This is a genomic window from uncultured Gimesia sp., from assembly GCF_963972345.1.
Classification (GTDB): domain Bacteria; phylum Planctomycetota; class Planctomycetia; order Planctomycetales; family Planctomycetaceae; genus Gimesia.
The window spans coordinates 1-19,937 of sequence record NZ_CAXAVM010000032.1 but is presented as its reverse complement, the minus strand read 5'-3'; the positions used below and the strand labels follow the sequence as shown (position 1 = coordinate 19,937).

Below are 19,937 nucleotides of genomic sequence, written 5' to 3'. Positions count from 1 at the left end.
TGCTAAAATCAACCGAGCCCCCTGTTGACTTTAATTTGAGAGGAGTTGATTCAGCGTGAGTGACCTGCAGTCTGCCGATGATTTGCCGACCCGATTTTCTATCCCGTCAGCCTGGAAAGGTGCCGAATTATTTACCCGGGACGACTGGCAATTCCATTTAACGCAGGCTCATCTGGATGATCTCCAGCAGGCGCTCGAAACCATTTCTCGTGAACACCTGAAGCGGGAACACATCACTCCCGCCCGCTTTCCCCTTCCGCATCTGGGGCCTGTTTTACAACAGATCCAGCAACAACTCGAAACGGGCTCTGGAGCCTGCCAGTTGAAACGCCTGCCGGTAGAAAACTATTCTGCTTCTGAGTTAGAAATTCTGTTCTGGATGATCTCTGTCCACATCGGAACCCCGGTATCACAAAGCGCCAGCGGGGATAAGATCTTCCACGTCCGCGATGAAGGTTTCCAGGTCGGCCAGAAAGAAGCCCGCGGGCCTAATACGCGCAAACGATTAAGCTTCCACACGGACCGTTGTGATGTGATCGGTTTTCTCTGCCTGCAACAGGCACTGTCAGGGGGAAACAATCAGCTGGTCAGTTCTGTTTCTGTATTCAATGAAATGCGGCAACGTTTTCCTGAACTGACCAGAATACTGATGCAGCCGTTTTATTATCTCAGGCACAACGTCGATACAGGTAATCAGAAACCGTTCTGCCAGCAACCAGTCTTTTCAGTTCAGGACGGGCATTTTGCCGGCAGTTTTCTGCGAGTGCTCATAGAGCGTGCTTATGCATCGCCGGATCTGCCGGACATGAGTCCCCAGCAGCGGGAGGCGCTGGACCAGTTGGAGACAGTTGCGGAATCTCCTGAATTGAGTGTCACCTTCTCACAGGAACCCGGTGATCTTCTCTTTCTGAACAACTGGGTTACATTTCATCGACGAGACGACTTTGAAGACGCCGAGGAATCACATTTGAAACGGCATTTACTGCGCGTCTGGTTAGCCGTTCCCAACAGTCGTCCGCTGAACCCGCTGTTTGCAGACAATTATGGTAGCACCGCAGCGGGTGCCGTTCGCGGAGGCATGTTGCCAACCCGTGAAATTGATCTCTCAAACAGTACGGGTTCTGACTCCAATTGAGTTCTGGCGTTTCGGCCTTGTGACAGTCCGGGATTCAGCTAAAATTCAGATTTGCCTTCTGTATCAGGTTCCCTTCAAATCCTGGATCACATGATTCGTAATTCGCAGCCGCCAGACGATCTCTCCCGTGAATCCGAGCAATCCGGACATACGTTCGAACGCATTGTATTAGATGAGATTCATCCTGAATTTCTCGATACCCTCGACAAGTCAGCGGTGCCGACTGTAACCGGTGTTAAAAAAATTATCTACCTGATTATGGCTGCCGTTTTTTTTGTACTGGGTGTGCTGGGCGTTGCTTTACCCGTTCTGCCGACGACACCATTTCTGTTATTGACCAGTTATTTTCTGATCAGAACCTCCCCGCGATTAAATGCAGCTCTACTGCGATCTCCGGTACTCGGCCAGGTTCTTAAAGAGTGGCAACAGGATGGGGGGGTACGTCTGAGTGTCAAAATTCAGGCAGTCTCGATTGTGGTCCTTGTCATTACTGCGACGCTGATTTTTTCCCCCCTTTCGATTCTGCTGAAATCGCTGCTGGTGATATTGGCCTGTATTGGAATCGTAGTCGTGATTCGCCTGCCTGGCCTCTCCTGATAAACAGACACAACGTCCACTGAGCATTCTGTTCCAGGTCCCCGGATCAACTTTTCCATGTGACGACTGAATCCTGGTAAAATCGGGTGCATCCTCTGCCGCTATGCATTAGAATAAGTCCAACGTTCGTACTTCCTTTCGAATCCAGACCGACATTTGCGACTCACGTACATTGGATTCGAATCTCAAGATATTCGTACATGAGATCACAGATTGAGACGCATACCAGCATTTAAATCCACAACAAGGAGCCCCCCGGATGCAACGTCGAGATTTTCTGAAAAACAGTGTGGTGGCAGGCAGTGCCGCCCTCTTCGCCGGCACTGCGGCGCAAGCTGCGGAAAAAGACAAGCCAAAACCCTTCCAGCTCAAATATGGCCCGCACTTTGGGATGTTTAAAAATGCGGCAGGTAATGATCCCCTCGACCAGTTGAAGTTCGCTGCCGACCAGGGGTTCACCGCCTGGGAAGATAACGGCATGAAAAAGAAGCCCAAAGAACTGCAGCAGCAGATCGCCGATACCATGGAAAAGCTCAACATGCAGATGGGTGTGTTTGTGGCCCATGGTTCGATTGGTAAAACGACATTTACCCGCAAGGACAAAAATGTCTGGGACTCCGTGCTGAAGGAGATCAAAGAATCAGTTGAAGTTGCCAAACGCGTGAATGCCAAATGGATGACCGTCGTTCCAGGAAATCTGGACGAAGGCCCCCGCAGTCGACTGGCGGAAGGCTATCAGACAGCCAACGTGATTGAATTACTCAGACGTTGTGCCGATATCTTTGAACCGCACGGGATGGTGATGGTTCTGGAACCACTCAACTGGTATGCCAATCATGGGGGAGTTTTTCTGCAGGGTTCTCCCCAGGCTTATGCCCTCTGCAAAGCCGTTGACAGTCCCTCCTGTAAAATTCTGTTTGATATCTATCATCAACAGATTACCGAAGGCAACCTGATTGTGAACATTGACAACAGCTGGGATGAAATCGGTTATTTTCAATCCGGCGATAACCCGGGACGCAAAGAACCGGGAACGGGCGAGATCAATTACCTGAATGTCTTCAAACACATTCATTCTAAAGGCTTCGAGGGAATCATAGGAATGGAACACGGAAATTCGAAACCGGGAAAAGAAGGTGACCTGGCTGTCATCGAAGCATATAGAGAGGTAGACCGGTTCTAACATGACTCTTAAAAAAGCAAAAAATGTTCTCGGTACCGAACTGGAAACCTGCTCGATGGATCCCGTAACCGGGTTTTATCGCGATGGCTGCTGCAACACCGGCGCATCCGACATGGGTCTGCATACGGTTTGCATTGAAGCCACGGCAGAATTCCTCGAATTCTCAAAGGAACGTGGCAACGACCTGAGCACCCCTCTTCCGATGTACGACTTTCCAGGCTTGAAACCGGGAGACCGCTGGTGTCTGTGTGTCGAACGCTGGAAAGAAGCGCTCGAAGCGGGAATGGCACCCCGTGTCAAACTGGAAGCTTGCCACATATCAAGTCTTGAATTTGTGGACCTCGAAGATCTGCAGGAGTACGCTGTCAAAATCTGACACTCCGCTCACACCCTGTCCCTGTAAAAAAACCACGGAACCAGTGATCTGGTCTGCCGTGGTTTTTTATGGGATGGAGAATATCAGCAATACTCTACTGGTCCATCAATCTTGAATTGACAGGTGATCGACATCCGGCGAGCACGCCAACGAGCATGCGGACCAGGTCGGGCAACGTGTCATTCCAGTTCTGATCAGACTCTATTTTGCTTTCAGCATGAAAATTTCACTGAAAGAAGAAGTCAGGAACATCTCGCCATTCTGATCCGTCCCGAACGTCATCACGGGAATACTGGGAGATTCAATCACATGATTGGCGGTCACTTTCTTGCCCTGGGCATCGTACTTCAAAGCCCAGAATTTTCCGGAAACATAGTCGCCATAGATGTAAGACCCCACAATGGCTGGAATCGCTTTGCCGCGATAAACCGAACCGCCGGTAATCGACTTGCCTACATCATGGTTGTATTCCCAGATCGGCTCAATCAGGTGCTTGCGAGGCTCGACACCATTCAGGCCAAACGGATGTTTCCCTTCACGTACCGACCAGCCATAGTTTCCACCTTTGACAATCAGATCAATCTCTTCCCAGATCCCTTGCCCGACATCCCCCGCCCACAGCACACCGGTTTCGGGATCGAAGGCAATCCGCCAGGGATTACGTAATCCATACGCCCAGATTTCCTTTCGGACGGTAGGGAATGTTGCTTTCTTCCCGTCTTCGAATGGATTGTCTGTGGGAATCGCGTAGTTCAGACCTTCCGATTTGTGATCCACATCAATGCGGCAGATGCTGCCCAATACACTGGAAAGATTCTGTCCGTTATGAAACGCGTCTCCCCCCGCTCCCCCGTCGCCAAAGGCAATATACAGCATACCATCCGGCCCGAAGACAACTGTTCCACCGTTATGATTCCAGGCGGGTTGTGCCACACGCATCAGCACTTCTTCAGAATCGGCAGCCGCTTTATCAGGGTCATCTTTGGAAACCCGGAAACGGGAAATGACAGAATAATTATGCGATTTACCAGGCGTACTGTAATACACGAAGAATTCGCCATTGGTTTTGTAGTCGGGATGAAAAGCGAGTCCCAGTAAACCTTCTTCATTCTTTTTATCGTGGTAAGATACCTTTTCCGAAATATCGAGGAACAGCTTCCCTTCTTCCAGATCTTCATCTTCCGGCGTATTGGGAACTACAAAGATCTTTCCTTTTTGAGCGGCAATAAACAGACGGTTCGACTCATCGCCTGCATGGGTAATTACAATCGGCCGGTCAATTTTCAGATAGGGAAATACTTTCACGATCTTCACAGGAGCCGGAGAGGTATCAACCTGCTCTTCAGCAAACAGAGACGTCGAGAAACACAGCATAATCAGCAACAGTGCAGAGATTGATTTCATCAGGTGTCTTCTTTGTAATGGTTTGGGATTAACAGGTGGGACATGCATGCGAAGCTGTTAACCAGAATAGAAAAAACAGATCGAGGATGCTACTGAATGACGGGGCATCTTTTCTGTGACAGACAGAAAAACTGATTCACTGTTTCTGCAGCAGAACCGGACGTAACCAGTTCACATTATCATCCATGTCGGCGTTCTTACCAAACTCGACTTTCAGAATCAGCTCGGCAGCGCCGGTAGTATCGATGCGAGGAACTTCAACCAGCCGCCGCTGGTCGTCTGAGAGCGTCTGCTGAAACACAACGCGCTGATCTACCAGTATTAAGACTTCCACATCCCCTCGTCCGGTCGTCGCATCATCCAGGCCAATCAGCGTTTGAAAACCGCTGTATTTACCATCCAGCTGAAATCGAAGTTCACCTGCGCTGTGCATCCCCAGGCCGGAGAAATACTCTTTCCCCTCGGCGATCAGCGGTCCGCGGAGCGCATTCCGATTTCGCTGCCAGTCCCATTTCCGGTTAAAGTACGGGGTGAACCGGTAGGAAGACGGCTCAAGAACTGAGAGCGGTATCACCTGCCCTCCCCGCGGGGTAATTGTTTCGATCAGACTTAATGGACAGCTCAGTCGGACGCCGAATAACGTTTTCGCTGTGACCTCTTCCTGGCTCAATGCAAGTTCTGAAACAGTAACACGCGTTCCATTTGTCAGGTTCACGACATAGCGTAACTGATCCGGCTGTGGAAAATTAATCAGCTCCGGATTAAAGCGGAAAAACTGAATGCCTGCCCGCGGGACCGAAGTTTCCCCTGCACTCGAGTCAAATCGAAACGAACTCTCATTGAAACTGATGAATTCCCCCTCCAGGTGATCTCCATTTTTCAGAAAGAAGAGATCGTCATTCTGCTCCTGCCTGTCTGCTTTTTTCAGTAACTCGGTACGGGTAAAACGCGACGCAGGCCAGTCAAAAAACGCCGTCGTGACCGTCTCCAGGGGAACACGCCATTCCGGTTGTCCCGGAAGCAGATTCATTTTTATCAGCAGAAATTCTTCTTCCGAGCGAACCAGATCACCCAGTATCCGATCGTTGTTGGCCAGGATCACCATGCCCGTCTTTTTCCAGGGGAGGCGTGTATGGTCCAGGTCGATGCTGATCGTCTCGACAGCCGGGACAGTCTTGCTGTCTGACTTTAACTGCATGGTGATCTGGTTCTGCTTTATTTCGACCAGCTTTCCCTGCAGTTTATTTCCACCGACCTGATCCAGTTCCGCAGCCTGCAGCTGATTCAGAACCGTGAGCCCGATGAAAGTGAAGAATAAAACAGATCGCATAAGGTTACCCGAGACGATATACACAGAATATTTTCAGCGCTGAAAGATGGGAATATTATTACGAGGAATCTGCAGCACAATACATGACATGGCGGTACTGTATTCAACACAGTTGGAACTGTCGGGTCTCCAGCTGCCACTGGACATCTGCCCGGAGATCAGTTCTTCCCGAATGGCTGAGTACCAGCCTTCCCAGTAATTTCTGCCTGCCTGCCACATCGCCTGTACGGCGTAATATTGTCCGTAGTAATAGTGACTGCCCCGAAAGTAACGCTGGTTTGGCAGATGTCGCATCAGATACCCCAGTCCGTTTTCGATTTCCGGACCTTCGTAAATACCTGCACTGTATAAGGCAACCACACCGGCAGCCGACCGGGGAAACTCGCTCTCCGCCTGACGCACCAGCTGGTAGCGAAATCCGCCATCCGGGTTCTGACTCTGCTTCACATAATCGATACAACGATCAATCACATCTTTTGAGATAAAGATCCCGCAGTTTCGTGCGGCCCGCAGCGCCATGATCTGGCAGACTGTCACAGACAGATCCGCGTCTTTACTCTCCGGCGTGTAGCGCCAGCCCCCTTTGGAATTCTGTGATTTCACAATCAGTTCCACCGCCTTCTCCAGCTTCGCACGCACGTCTTTGCTGTGTGTCATTCCATAGACTTCAGCTAAAAATAACGTGGCAAAACCATGGCCGTACATCGGTCCATGGGAAATACTGTCGGGGGATATGATATAGCCCGAGGGCTTACAGGAAGCCAGAATGAAATCAACGGCTTTCTGCACATGTATTCCGTACTTACCTCTGCCGGGCGTACTTCCATCCGCGAGAAAAGCCATGCCACACAACGAGGTCACGGCGACATTATTTTTGAAAGTCGAACCTGAACCAAAGGAACCATCAGAATGCTGACGTTCCGCCAGGAACTGCAGGCCGCGATTGACGGCAGTGCGCGTCGGCAGCGTATAATACTTTTTCCCCTGGGCATCGATGGAACGGTTAATCTCCGTTTGTGCCATCAATTCTGCAGACCCACCTGCGATCAAAAGACCTGACACAAGCAGAAGTCTCGCAAAGAGGGGACGAATGCCTGACAGATGTTCTTTGTGAAATAATCGATATCGCAAAATAGCCACTGACCCTGTACAGAGAGAAACGCATCTTTTCATATACAACATTGTACGACATGTCAGGGTAATGAAAAGCTGTAGTCAGGAAAAAGCCGGTGGCGTATCCGATCAGGGCCGAATCACTTCCGGATATTTTGAATTCCCACCAGACAACTGGGGGACGGGACGTAAAGTCTCACCCGGACGGGGCTGAACGTAAGGACGTGTGCGAATTGACTGTTCGATTGCCAGTCGAGACTCCGTCCGCTGTGTACCGAATTCACGTGGACGCACGACATCAGGTCCCAGAGCATTGGAAGGGAGTGGATCTTCCAGTTCCATCATTTTCCTTTCTTCCATTTTATCACTGCGAGTCATTGCCTGACGCCCCGAAAATATACGGGAAATCCTCGTATTAGAGGCATTAATGCAGCCTGTACACACAGGCAACAATAATGTAATCAGAAACAATCGAACACAGGGTTTCATGAAACAGGGTACTCAGAAAAAATCAGGCTGGTCCCCTGAAGGAGAATCAAGCCGGAACGGGCTCTGGGATAAGAGCGAAATTATAACAAATGCAGCAGACACCGAATAGACCGGTTTTTCACTCATCTGCATTCGTTTCTTTGTCTTAACTTACTCGTATTTCTGCATTTAGGTATGTACAATTATTGTCGCTTCTGAGGGATTCAGGAAAACCTGCTTTTTCGAATGGTAAGCGGCTGCTGACGCTGGAAGTAAAGTGGTTTTCAGAATAGCATCCTCAGTAATGAAGTGAAACGGCTTCGCGAATCGAAAATGAATTGGAAAAGGATGAATTCTGCTCTTATGTCTACGCCTCCCCAAGTTTGTGTGTTACGTGCCCCTGGCACCAACTGCGATATCGAGACAGCACATGCATTTGATTTATGCGGAGCCGAGTCCACTCGAATTCATCTCTTAAAGCTCCTGGAAAATCCCAGCCAATTGAATGATTATCAGATCCTCTGTCTGCCGGGTGGTTTCAGCTATGGAGATGATGTCGGTGCAGGCGTCATTTTTGCCAGTCACCTGCAGGGACAACTGGCTGATGTCATCGGAAACTTCCTCGCTGCCGACAAACTGGTTCTGGGCATCTGTAACGGGTTTCAGGTTTTACTCAAAGCGGGTATTCTGCCCGGAGGGGCAACCGGTTGGCCTCCTCAGGCAGACCAGTCCCGCGATGCCACCCTGACCTGGAACGATAACGGAAAATATACATCGCTCTGGGTCAACCTGGGAGTCGTGGCTCCTCAAAATGTGTTCCTGAAAGGAATCGATCAGATCGAACTGCCGATCGCCCACGCAGAAGGCCGCATCGCTGTCAGTGATCCCGCCATCGTCGAAGGCTGGAAAGCCAATCTGCAGGTCGCCATGTGTTACCGGGCCCCCGGAGAGGAACCAACAGAGCTGCAGGAAGAAATTCTCTCCTACCCGGTGAATCCGAATGGCTCAGCTTACAACATCGCGGCGCTCAGTGATCCTGCCGGTCGGGTATTAGGGTTGATGCCACACCCGGAACGGTTTCTGTTCGCCACTCAACATCCGCAATGGACTCGCCTGGGGCTTACCGGCGAAGGAGCTGGCATCCAGCTCTTCCGCAATGCGGTTAACTATTTTGCATAGTCTGAAACGGTAACCCGCTGGTCATCTGAGAGCGCATCATATTTTAACCATAGCGTCTTAATCTATTGTTCTCGGTACCAATGGCCCTGAAGTCGCTCCAGTCAAACTGGCTACCGTCTGAGCTGATGTTTATATCGGGAAATTCAGTCTGTCAGCTTCAACAGCAGATCATCGTCGACGAGTTCTCCTTTGGGGAGTTCTTTGATGGCCTGCAAAACCCGTTGCACAACCTGTTCACTCGGTTCTTTTCCCAGTTCGTGTAACCGATGCAAAATCGCTTTTCGGCCACTGTGTCGTCCCAGCACCAGTCGGATACCTGATTCGACGACCGTCTCCGGTCGATAAGGCAGGTAGGTATAAGGGTTCTTCAGCAGACCATCCTGATGAATCCCCGCTTCCGTAGCAAAGATATTGCTCCCGCCCACCGGTTTCATGGGTGACAGCGCGATTCCGGTCAGTTCAGCCACCAGCTTGCACAGAGGCGCCAGCTGGGAGACATCCAGATAATGGGGGCGCTGGTACTCTTCCTGATGCAGATGCAGTGCCATCGCCACTTCTTCCAGAGCAGCATTCCCGGCGCGCTCACCGATTCCATTGACAGTACACTGTATCACATTCGCTCCCGCATCAATACAGGCCAGCGTATTTGCCACAGCCAGTCCCAGATCATTATGAAAATGGACTGCCAGCAGCACGTTTTCAATCCCGGGTACTTCATCCTGAATCCGACAAATGAAGTCCTGGGCTTTCCAGGGCGTCAATATTCCCACCGTGTCCGGAAAGCCAATTGTCGTCGCCCCGGCGGCAATCGCTTCTCGGTAGACTTCGCACAAATAATCCACTTCTGTGCGACTGGCATCCTCAGGACTGAAAGCCACGATGTCAAACTTCTCCGCTGCATACTGGATGCTCTCCACAATCAGTTTCAGTACTTCCGACTTGCTTTTCTCCAGCTTAAACTGACGATGCAAGGGACTCGTACCGCAAAACAGGCTCACGCCTCGTTTGTGGGGCGGATTGCCCGCCAAGGCCTCATCAGCTGCATCGACATCTCCGGGTAAAGTCCGACATAAAGCCGTTAGCACCGGTTTTTTGATCACACCTACCATACTTTGAATCGCTTCAATATCGGCCTGTGAGGACGCAGGAAACCCCGCATCCAGCGAATGAACGCCGGCGGATTCGAGGGCTTTGGCGATCTGCAGTTTTTCGACCGGATCCAGTGTCGCCCCAGGCATCTGTTCGCCATCGCGAAGCGTTGTGTCACTGAAGAGAACGGCTCCTGACCGGCGGTGATGTCGGATCACCGCCCGTTTGACTTTGTTCTTAATCTGCTTCTTCGCACCAGAGAAAAGCTGAAACATCAAATGCATCCATACAAAGTGAAGTATTCTGAAATCCGATTTGCCGCCGATTATACCTCTGTGCCCCGATTTATACAGTATTAGTTTTGTCGTTCCAGGAGAATTTCAATTCCCTCCCTGACAGCAGCACAGATTACGTACCTGTTTCAAAAAAGAGATGCACTCTTCTGATGACAGTCTCCACCCTGGTTCTCTATAATCCGGCTCCTTATGCAAAAAGTCGATAACCTGAAACGCGAATTGTACAATTAAGCTGTTGGTCTGTCTCACAGACAGGTCTACAATAACAGGCGCGGATTGATTATCAGACATGGAAGTTGACAGAGTCCAAGGATACGCCAGCGATGCTATATTTTCCCTGCAACAGTTTACTGCCTGAATCATTCCCCGTTCTCGCTGTAGCTGATGGGACCATGTGGAATTCCCTGGCAGGCATTCTGGTATTACTGGGTGCAGCACTACTGCTGGGCACGATCGCCGAACAGCTACGACAGAGTGCACTGCTGGGTTATATTGCAGCGGGAACCCTGGTCGGACCGAATCTGCTCGGCTGGGTTTCAAATCAAAAAGACATCTTTGATCTCGCAGAACTGGGCGTGGCGCTCCTGCTGTTTGCCATTGGTCTGGAATTCTCACTCCCCCGCTTACGTCGACTCGGGCGCGTCCCCTTGCTGGCAGGTACCCTGCAGGTCATTTTCACACTGCTGGCGGGATTAGCAGTGACTGTCCTTTTGGGATTTTCCATCCCCGAATCTCTGGCAGTCGGAGCCATGATCGCGCTCAGCAGTACCGCCTGCGTGGTCCGCATGTTGAACGATCGCGCGGAACTCGATTCTCCGCATGGGCGAACCGCATTGGGTATCCTGCTCGTCCAGGACATCGCCGTCATCCCCCTGATGCTGATTGTCACCGCCCTGCTTCACGGAGGCACTCCGGGTGAGGTCATCGTCCAGTTGGGCCTCTCATTGCTGCTGGCTGCTGTTTTTGTTGCCGTGTTTTATGGATTGTTCAATTTTGTTCTGCCGCGCGTGCTGGAACTTTCTTCTCTGCGGCGAAATCGAGATTTTCCTGTCCTGCTGGCCATGGTGATGGCCGCGGGATCCGCCTGGGCCGCTCACAGCTTGGGGCTCAGTCCCGCCCTTGGTGCGTTTGTGGCAGGCGTCCTGCTCGCGATCTCTCCATTCGCTACACAAATTCGAGCCGACATTCAGCCTCTGAAAACGGTTCTTGTCACCCTGTTCTTCGCCGCGGTCGGCATGTTCGCAGATCTGGGCTGGATCGCCAGCCATCTGGGGCTCGTGCTGGCAGTGGTCGCGGCAATCGTCCTGGGCAAACTGGTTATCACGTTCGGACTGGCGTACCTGTGCGGTCAACCCTGGCAATTTGCCGTGGGAACTGGTCTCTGTCTGGCTCAAGTGGGAGAATTTTCGTTCGTGCTGGCGACAGTGGCCCGCGGCGAACCGGGCGTCAGCAGCATCCTTTCTGAGTCTACCTTTCGCGCCATGATCGCAGCAACCATCGCAACTCTCCTGCTGACTCCCTATCTCATCCAGCTGGCCCCCGGGGCAGCGGACCTGATTCGTCGATTCTTACAACGTAATTCCAATCAGCCAGACGCTCTGACCGCAGCAACATTGGCCAATCCGGAACAGGTTACCAAAGCCGAATCCGATTACATTCTCATCCTTGGCTTCGGGCCCGCCGGCCAACGGGTCGCCGGGGAACTGCTGCAGGTCGGTTTGAAGAAAATCGTTGTCATCGATCTGAACCATGAAAATCTTCACGTCGCCAGACAATACGGACTGCAGGCACAGCTGGGGGATGCCACTCAGATCGAGGTACTTGAACACGCCGGACTCTACCGCGCACGCCTGGTTATTATCACTCTTCCCAGCCCCACCATCGGCCGACAGATCATTCACCTCGTGCGTCAGCTGGCTCCCGGGACTTCACTCTATGTTCGCTGCCGTTATCATCTGCATCACTGGCAACTGCTGGCGGCAGGCGCTGATGTAATCGTCGATGAGGAAGAACATGTCGGCGAACGACTCGCACAACACTTCCTCGAATCATCTCTATATCAAATATTGAGTAAATCCTCACGCGAGACAGCAGAAAAACGGGATGAGCACCACTCCTGATCCCCCTCCAGCGCGCCATATTTAACCATCGCGTCTCTCATATAATTACCCTCGGTCCAAATGGACTTCGAAATGCTACAGCAAAATGGGACACAGTCTTATTCTCTGCAAACGAAAACAGGCTCCTCTATCACAAGAACAGAGGAGCCTGATCATACTTTGTCCGTCAGCGGATCTTACAGATTGGCTGAGGTCGGAACCACGAATGGTTTCCGATATTCACGAGACAACATTGGATTTGCTGTCGAAGCCATGCCACCAGTGAAGGTTTCTGACTTGCTGTCCAGAGACAGTTTGGGACCCAGGCTGATGACAGTGTCATTTTCATCGAGCTTGTTGTTGCCCAGGTGATCCTGGAACCGGCCCAGTGTTTCCAGAGCTTCGCTGTCTCCCTTGAACTCGCCGGAGACTTCCTTCACAGGCATCTTTTCGCCAAGTTCGTAAGAGATATTGCCCAGATGACACAGGGCACTGGAGATATGACCTTCTTCGATATCCGCATTCAGATCACTGATTTTACGGCTGCGAACGGCATCAACAAAGTTCGCAAAGTGGTCGGCTGATCCAGAGAACTTCTTGATCAGTTTTCCATCCAGGTCGAATGCCGAAGCACTGTTGTAAGAAGGAATCACAACGTATCCGTCGGTACCGTAGAAGATGACTCCTACTTTAGCACCACGGTAATCGTCGGTTTCCAGACCACGTACTTCAAAGACCAGTCGCTTGTCGCCAAACTGGTGAATACTGACCTGGGTATTCGCAACGTCACCCGCATCGGTGTAACCCAGACGGCCACCATATGCCTGAACGCTGGTACCCACGTTATCAACGCCTAATCCCCAGCGGGCGACATCCATCTGGTGGATCCCCTGGTTACCCAGGTCACCGTTACCCGTGGGTGTCTGCCAGTGCCAGTCGTAATGGAATCGCTGACGGGTCAGTGGTGCCATTGGTGCTGGTCCGAGCCACAGATCGTAGTCGACGCTGGCTGGAACATCGTAGTTCCCCTTGGGGCCGATTGATTTGCGACGTTTGTAACAGGTACCGCGAGCCAGTTTGACTTCACCAATTCCACCTGCTTTGACAAACTCGACGGCGTCAATCAGACCAGGTTGTGAACGGCACTGCGTTCCGGTCTGGACGATTTTATTGTGCTTGCGGGCAGCTTCGACGATGCGTCGGCCTTCACTCACATTGTGGCTGACGGGCTTTTCGCAGTAGACATCTTTGCCGGCCTGAATGGCCCAGATCGCTCCCAGTGCGTGCCAGTGGTTGGGAGTCGCAATACTGACGATGTCGATATCCTGATCGTCAAATGCCTTTCGCAGGTCTTTGTAATAAGTTGGTTTTTTGTCAGTCTTTTTGTAAACGTTGCCCACACCTTTTGTCATCCCGACGCTTTCGTCCGGATCAACAATGGCGACAATCTCTGTGTCTTTACGACCAGCGAAGGCATTCAGGTGAGACTGACCCCGGCCATTCACCCCCAGCAATGCCACCCGCAGTTTTTCATTCGGGCTGCTGGACTGAGACTCGGCTGCTGACAGCTGAGGAATCGAAGTGCTCAAGGCGGCTGCTCCTGCAGCAGCAAACATCGATTGTTCTAGAAATTCGCGACGAGATTGTTGAGACATCTTCTTTTTTCTCCTCAATTATTATGTCAGAAGGTAGGGTTGCACTGTGCACATTCAGGGCGGGGTTGAAACGACAGCTCCACTTTCATCCGAAAAGGAATTCAGATCGTACGTATCTGAAAACGTATCTTCCACAAGCTGCACTTCAATATAATTCTTAACACTCTTCACCAAAGTGTAACCGATGAAAGTACGAACATTCAAGGTTGAACCGAAAATCAGCTGTCAAACAGGCTTATTTTCTTGCTGAAGCAGCGCTGACGTTCCGATTGGCCAATTCAGCAGATCTACCCGTCTCTACGCTTTTTCTGCAGGCGTTAATGGTAGAAAACTTTGAATTCCGATCTCTTCCCGACTGGCAAAGGGTTCACCATAAGCCCGATGAATCGACCAGCCCCAGTACCGGGCCCGGTCTCTGATGTCGTCTAAGACCGTCGGATGCTCTGTCGGACGGCCGACGATCAGCTGACTCTCATAACACTGTACCGCCTGCATTTTCTGATCAATATACTCAGATATATCGAAAACAAAGCTCGGTTTAGGGTGAATCCGCAGGTGAATACTCCAGAAGTAATACAGCTGGGGAGGCCAGAATCGCTCTCCCGGCATGTCCGTTTTACTCAGCTTTGCCCAGAAACGAGCAGCATCTACCAGCTGGCTGGCAGACACATGATCGGGATGTACGTCTTCCCAGTATGGCGCCAGAATGATCCGGGGACGCTGTGTCCGAAAGACAATCGCCAGCTGGCGCCGGGCTTCCAGGCTCGATTCCAGACTCCGGTTCGGCAGATTCAGATTCTCACGCCAGTCCAGATCCAGCACGGCCGTTGAGGCAGCCGTCTCCTGTTCCCGAATCTCCGGGCTGCCGTAAGGCGTGGGTTCACCATTGGTTAATTCCACAACCCCTACCCGCATCCCCGCTGCTTTGCAGGCCAGAATCGTGCCCCCCACACTGATTTCCGCGTCATCGGGATGCGGAGCCACCACTAGTACATCTAAAGCAGAATCCACGTAAACTCCTTCATAGCAGGGATGAAAGCCACCCAAGCCCCTCCCCTGCAAACAGGGGTAGACTCAGTTTTCGAAATCACTAAAATGCCGCTCTCTCTCTCACGGGGTTCTCCCCCCACTCAACTATTATCACATCCAATCAGGTGACCATCAATCTTAACGGTTAAGGACCAGCTTGTCCTCATCTGGCGTAGATTGTATGGAGGAACATCTCATGAAATCGTTGATTTTGACCTGTGTCGTCTTCTCTCCAGCACTATTTCTCGTGGCAGGCTGTAATTCCGTCATGCGGCCCATCACGGAACTGAACCGCGAAACCATGCAGATCTTCAAACCCAAACCATTCGATGCAGACTGGAGCGGCGAAGAAGAAATCGACCAGTGGAGCTACGTCGGCGATGAAGCCCGCGGCGATCGCCCTAAAGAATCCGATCCCGATGGCTGGTGGCAGAAATATGTCATGAGCAACAAAGCCCGCAATATCGAGCGAAACCTGGGAATCGAATAAGCGCCAGCGCCCCCTTCTCCCGTAAACGACTTCTCACAGCAATACGGGAGGAATTCTTGCATCTGCTCACTCCGGAAGTTAAAATAATAAGTAGCTTTAGAGCCTCCTGCATTATTTAAACTTACCTGCCGACCGTTCTCAAACGGTCGGCTACCGTTGTTCTTTTAGAGCAGCGGACTGGTTCACCAAACCTGAAATGGCAATCGAGGAAACAGGCGACACTCTCTTGTAATTCAACAGGAGTCTCAATTCACCTGCATTCCACATTGCATTCCTACCCGAAGGTGAATACCCATGTTTGATCTCTCCCTGAGACGATTCTCTCAGGCAGGCCTCGCATTCCTGCTGATCACCGCTACCACAGCGGCCTACGCTGAATCTCCTGACGCAACATCACCGGAGAAATCCGCCCCCAGCATCGACGTCGATTTCAATCGCGATATCCGCCCCATCCTGTCCAAAAACTGTTTTCACTGTCACGGACCCGATGAAGGCACCCGCGAAGCCGAGCTCCGCCTCGACCAGCGCCCCGCTGCCATCGCGAAACTGCCCAGTGACGCCCAGGCAATTGTCCCCCACAAGGCAGACCAGAGCGAACTCATCCGTCGCATCACTTCCACTGATGAATACGCGGTCATGCCGCCCCCCGAAGTCGGAGAGAAACTGACCGACGCACAGATCGCCAAAATCAAAGCCTGGATCAACCAGGGCGCCCCCTACTCAAGACACTGGTCCTTCGTTCCACCCGAACGTCCCCCACTCCCGAACATCACTCAACAGAACTGGCCGACCAGTCCCATCGACCACTTCATCCTCGCAAAACTGGAAGCAGCCGGCTTGAAACCCGGCCCGCAAGCCAGTCGCCATACACTCATTCGCCGCCTCAGCTTCGATCTCCGCGGCTTGCCTCCCACCCAGATTGAAGTCGAGCAGTTTATCAACGACAAATCTCCCGACGCTTACGAAAAGCTCGTCGATCGCTTCCTCGCTGATCCTGCCTACGGCGAACGCTGGGCCCGGAAATGGCTCGACCTCGCCCGCTATGCCGATTCCAAAGGCTACGGATCCGATCCTCTCCGCATGACCATCTGGCGTTACCGCGACTGGGTTATCTCCGCGCTCAATAACAATATGCCTTACGACCAGTTCACCCTCGAACAACTGGCCGGCGATCTCCTGCCCGAAGCCACGCTCGAACAGCAAATCGCTACCGCCTTCCATCGTAATTCCATGACCAATACCGAAGGTGGAACCGATGACGAAGAATTCCGCGTCGCCGCCGTCAGCGATCGCGTCGATACCACCATGCAGGTCTGGATGGGCCTCACCATGGGTTGTGCCAAATGTCACACTCATAAATACGATCCGATTTCGCAGAAGGAATACTATCAGTTCTACGCCTTCTTCAATCAGACCGCAGACAACGATCAACCCACCGATGCCCCCACCATCGCTGCTCCCACCAAAGCGATGCTGCAGGAAACCGCCCGCATCGATACCGAACTCGCCGCCCTCAACAAAGTACTGCAGACACCAACCGCAGAACTCGCAGCCGCTCAGCAGAAGTGGGAATCCACACTCCAGGCCAAACCCGACTGGCAGACGCTGACGCCACTCGCCGCGACTTCATCCTCTGATAAAACGAAACTTCAGATCCAGGACGACCAGTCCCTGCTCGCCAGCGGGCCGCCTTCCAACGAAACCTATACCATCGAAACCGAAGTCGATCTCAATACCCTCAAAGCCCTGCGACTCGAAGTCCTCCCCGATCCCGGCCTGCCCGCCCAGGGGCCCGGCCGCGCCGCAGATGGAAACTTCGTCCTCTCGGAAATCAGCCTCACCAGCAAACCCGTCGCAGCAGACACTCCCGTACAGGGACAGTTCCTCCGCATCGAACAGCAGGGAACCGCGAAACAGATCCTCTCGCTCGCCGAAGTCCAGGTCTTCCAGCACGACCAGAACATCGCCGTTCAGGGAACCGCCACCCAGTCCAGCGTTGCCTATGACGGCCCGGCCAGTCTCGCCATCGACGGCAATACCGACGGCCACTTCTTTAATGCCAAATCAACCACCCATACCAAAACCGAAGTCGCCCCCTGGTGGGAACTCAAGTTGAAAGCAACCACACCGCTCGACCGCGTTGTCATCTGGAACCGCACCGACGGGACCGGCGAACGGCTGGCCAACTTCAAAGTCAGTCTGCTCGATGCCAAGCGCAATGTCGTCTGGCAGACCATCGTCGCCGACTCCCCCAAACCGTCAGTCACCCTGCCTGTTTCGAACGAGCGATCCATCCCCGTCCGTCGGGCCTTCGCTTCCTTCTCGCAGTCAGGTTTCCCGGTCACCGCCAGCATCAACTCCGCCAGCAAAAACCAGAAAGGCTGGGGCATCGCACCGCAGTCTGGCAAACCCAACTCTGCCTACTATATTCTGGAAAACAAACCCGCTGCCGACACCGGCAAACAGCGTCTGCTCATTTCGCTGTCACACAACTATAAAGATCCTCAATACGCCCTCGGTCGATTCCGCCTTTCCTCTACGACAGAATCCAAACTGGAACCCCGACTCGCTGTCAGCGATGACCTGCTCGCCATCGTCGACACAAAACCCGAAGACCGCAGCCCTGCCGACCAGAACAAACTCGCCGCCTACTACCGCAGCATCGCTCCTGCTCTCAAATCAACCCGCGATCAGATCGCGAAACTGCAGAAAGCCAAACCCGTCTACCCGCAGCTCCCCGTCATGCAGGAACTGCCCGTCGACAAACAGCGCGAAACCCACATCATGGTCCGAGGCAGCTTCCTCACTCCCGGCGATCGCGTTGAACCCGCTGTACTCAGTTCCTTCAATCCGCTCCCCAAAGACGTTCCCGATAACCGTATCGCCGTCGCCAAATGGCTCACCGATCCCCAAAACCCGTTAACCGCTCGCGTCGCCGTCAACCGTTTCTGGTCTCAACTGTTCGGCAAAGGTCTCGTCGTCACCGAAGAAGATTTCGGCACCCAGGGTGAACTCCCCAGTCATCCGCAGCTCCTCGACTGGCTCGCCACCGAGTTCGTCGGCAACGGCTGGGACCGCAAAGCCCTCCTCAAAACCATCGTCATGTCCAGCACTTACAGGCAGGATTCCACCACCCTGCCCGTGCACCTGGAGAAAGATCCCGATAACCGTCTGCTCTCGCGGGGTGCCCGCTATCGTCTCGAAGCCGAAATGATCCGCGACCAGGCACTCGCTCTAAGTGGCCTGCTCAACCGAAAGGTCGGCGGTCCTTCCGTTTACCCCGTTCAACCCGAAGGCATCTGGCGGGCCGCGTTCAACGGTCAACGAACATGGGCCACCAGTAAAGATGAAGACCGCTTTCGTCGCGGACTTTACACCTTCTGGCGCCGCACCGTCCCTTATCCGTCCATGGCCACCTTCGATGCGCCCAGTCGCGAAATCTGTACGATCCGACGCATCAGCACCAACACACCGCTGCAGGCGATGATCACCATGAACGATCCCGTCTTCATCGAAATCGCCCAGGCCCTCGGCGAACGGCTCTTCCTCGCGGCGGAGACACCCCGTGCCCGCATCGAATATGGTTTGAAACTCTGCCTGGTTCGTCCACCGCAGCCCGAACAGATTGAACCGCTGCTGAAACTCTACGAATCGGAACTCGCGTTTTACAAAGCGCATCCCGCAGAAGCCGCCCAGCTCCTGGATAACCCGCTGAAACCGATTCCCGATCAATACGACAAAGCCGAGCTCGCTGCCTGGACGATCATCGCCAATGTACTGCTCAATATGGATGGTGTGCTCACCAAAGGATAAATCATGAATCTCAAACAACAACAGCTGCAGGCAGTCACCCGACGCCCCTTCCTCGCCCAGGGTTCCACCGGTATCGGCTCCCTCGCGCTGGGCGCCCTGCTCGCCGAGAACCAGCCCCTCGCCGCCAGCACGCCCGCCAATCAAGATGCCGAACTCCCCGCGCATCGTCTGCCGACCAAAGCCAAAAGCGTCATCTTTCTGCACATGGCCGGCTCGCCTCCACAGCAGGAACTGTTCGACTATAAACCCGAGCTCATCAAGCGCAACATGCAGCCCTGTCCCGATTCGTTCCTCAAAGGTCGTGGCTTCCCCTTTATCAAAGGGCACCCCAAGATGCTGGGCACGCCCTACAAATTCAAACAGTACGGCGAAAGCGGAACCTGGATGAGCGAACTGCTCCCTAACTTCCAGCAGGTCGCCGACGAAATCACCGTCATCAAATCGATGCACACCGACCAGTTCAACCACGCGCCCGCCCAACTGTTCCTCTACACTGGCTCCCCCCGTTTCGGCGGCGCCTCGATGGGTTCCTGGATCACCTACGGACTCGGTTCTGAAAACAAGAACCTGCCCGGCTTCATGGTCCTGCTCAGTGGCGGCAGCGATCCCAGTGGCGGAAAAAGTCTCTGGGGCAGCGGCTTCCTCCCCTCCGTCTATCAAGGCGTACAATGCCGCACCACC

At 52.9% G+C, this 19,937-nt stretch carries 16 protein-coding genes; 9 read left to right on the top strand and 7 right to left on the bottom strand.

Translation table 11 applies throughout. The features are described from left to right. Window positions 1-55: 55 nt before the first annotated feature. The 4 genes from AACZ40_RS07880 to AACZ40_RS07865 all read left to right on the top strand — a co-directional run bounded on the left by AACZ40_RS07880 (window position 56) and on the right by AACZ40_RS07865 (window position 3,291). The gene (locus AACZ40_RS07880) at window positions 56-1,135 is read left to right on the top strand and encodes a TauD/TfdA family dioxygenase (protein WP_291171194.1); all 1,080 of its coding nucleotides are present in this window, start codon (window positions 56-58) and stop codon (window positions 1,133-1,135) included. A gap of 90 nt (window positions 1,136-1,225) precedes the next feature. Next, a complete protein-coding gene (locus tag AACZ40_RS07875) occupies window positions 1,226-1,732 on the top strand; it encodes a YbaN family protein (protein WP_291171195.1) in 507 nt (168 codons plus the stop codon). A 259-nt stretch (window positions 1,733-1,991) separates the two neighbouring features. Then, window positions 1,992-2,915, top strand: a complete 924-nt coding sequence (locus AACZ40_RS07870; protein ID WP_291171197.1) for a TIM barrel protein — start codon at window positions 1,992-1,994, stop codon at window positions 2,913-2,915. A gap of 1 nt (window position 2,916) precedes the next feature. Next, the gene (locus AACZ40_RS07865; RefSeq protein WP_291171199.1) at window positions 2,917-3,291 is read left to right on the top strand and encodes a DUF2237 domain-containing protein; all 375 of its coding nucleotides are present in this window, start codon (window positions 2,917-2,919) and stop codon (window positions 3,289-3,291) included. Window positions 3,292-3,492: 201 nt separating this feature from the next. On the opposite strand, the gene AACZ40_RS07860 is transcribed toward AACZ40_RS07865, so the two are convergent. The 4 genes from AACZ40_RS07860 to AACZ40_RS07845 all read right to left on the bottom strand — a co-directional run bounded on the left by AACZ40_RS07860 (window position 3,493) and on the right by AACZ40_RS07845 (window position 7,483). Beyond that, a complete protein-coding gene (locus AACZ40_RS07860) occupies window positions 3,493-4,695 on the bottom strand; it encodes a PQQ-dependent sugar dehydrogenase (protein ID WP_291171201.1) in 1,203 nt (400 codons plus the stop codon). Between the two features lie 136 nt (window positions 4,696-4,831). Next, window positions 4,832-6,025 (bottom strand): NPCBM/NEW2 domain-containing protein, encoded by a 1,194-nt coding sequence (locus AACZ40_RS07855; protein ID WP_291171203.1) that lies wholly within the window; start codon window positions 6,023-6,025, stop codon window positions 4,832-4,834. Between the two features lie 33 nt (window positions 6,026-6,058). After that, window positions 6,059-7,048 (bottom strand): terpene cyclase/mutase family protein, encoded by a 990-nt coding sequence (locus AACZ40_RS07850; protein WP_291171205.1) that lies wholly within the window; start codon window positions 7,046-7,048, stop codon window positions 6,059-6,061. Between the two features lie 219 nt (window positions 7,049-7,267). Further along, window positions 7,268-7,483 carry a hypothetical protein gene (locus tag AACZ40_RS07845; RefSeq protein ID WP_339673887.1) on the bottom strand — a complete coding sequence of 72 codons (216 nt, stop codon included), beginning with the start codon at window positions 7,481-7,483 and terminating at the stop codon, window positions 7,268-7,270. A 486-nt stretch (window positions 7,484-7,969) separates the two neighbouring features. On the opposite strand from AACZ40_RS07845, the gene AACZ40_RS07840 reads away from it, so the two are divergent. After that, window positions 7,970-8,785 carry a phosphoribosylformylglycinamidine synthase subunit PurQ gene (locus AACZ40_RS07840; RefSeq protein ID WP_291171208.1) on the top strand — a complete coding sequence of 272 codons (816 nt, stop codon included), beginning with the start codon at window positions 7,970-7,972 and terminating at the stop codon, window positions 8,783-8,785. A 143-nt stretch (window positions 8,786-8,928) separates the two neighbouring features. On the opposite strand, the gene AACZ40_RS07835 is transcribed toward AACZ40_RS07840, so the two are convergent. After that, window positions 8,929-10,149 carry a pyruvate carboxyltransferase gene (locus tag AACZ40_RS07835; protein WP_339673885.1) on the bottom strand — a complete coding sequence of 407 codons (1,221 nt, stop codon included), beginning with the start codon at window positions 10,147-10,149 and terminating at the stop codon, window positions 8,929-8,931. 344 nt (window positions 10,150-10,493) lie between these two features. On the opposite strand from AACZ40_RS07835, the gene AACZ40_RS07830 reads away from it, so the two are divergent. Then, on the top strand, window positions 10,494-12,290 hold the full coding sequence (locus tag AACZ40_RS07830; protein WP_291171212.1) for a cation:proton antiporter: 1,797 nt from the start codon (window positions 10,494-10,496) through the stop codon (window positions 12,288-12,290). 176 nt (window positions 12,291-12,466) lie between these two features. Here AACZ40_RS07830 and AACZ40_RS07825 read toward each other — a convergent pair whose 3' ends face one another. Together AACZ40_RS07825 and bshB1 are read right to left on the bottom strand one after the other, a co-directional pair. After that, window positions 12,467-13,924, bottom strand: coding sequence for a Gfo/Idh/MocA family oxidoreductase (locus tag AACZ40_RS07825; protein ID WP_291171214.1), 1,458 nt, complete (start codon window positions 13,922-13,924; stop codon window positions 12,467-12,469). Between the two features lie 297 nt (window positions 13,925-14,221). After that, on the bottom strand, window positions 14,222-14,935 hold the full coding sequence (gene bshB1, locus AACZ40_RS07820; protein WP_291171216.1) for a bacillithiol biosynthesis deacetylase BshB1: 714 nt from the start codon (window positions 14,933-14,935) through the stop codon (window positions 14,222-14,224). 214 nt (window positions 14,936-15,149) lie between these two features. On the opposite strand from bshB1, the gene AACZ40_RS07815 reads away from it, so the two are divergent. The 3 genes from AACZ40_RS07815 to AACZ40_RS07805 form a co-directional block, all read left to right on the top strand. Continuing rightward, a complete protein-coding gene (locus AACZ40_RS07815) occupies window positions 15,150-15,443 on the top strand; it encodes a hypothetical protein (RefSeq protein ID WP_291171217.1) in 294 nt (97 codons plus the stop codon). Between the two features lie 294 nt (window positions 15,444-15,737). Then, window positions 15,738-19,256, top strand: coding sequence for a DUF1553 domain-containing protein (locus tag AACZ40_RS07810; protein ID WP_291171218.1), 3,519 nt, complete (start codon window positions 15,738-15,740; stop codon window positions 19,254-19,256). 3 nt (window positions 19,257-19,259) lie between these two features. Continuing rightward, on the top strand, window positions 19,260-19,937 hold a 678-nt coding region (locus AACZ40_RS07805; protein ID WP_339673876.1), incomplete at its 3' end, for a DUF1501 domain-containing protein.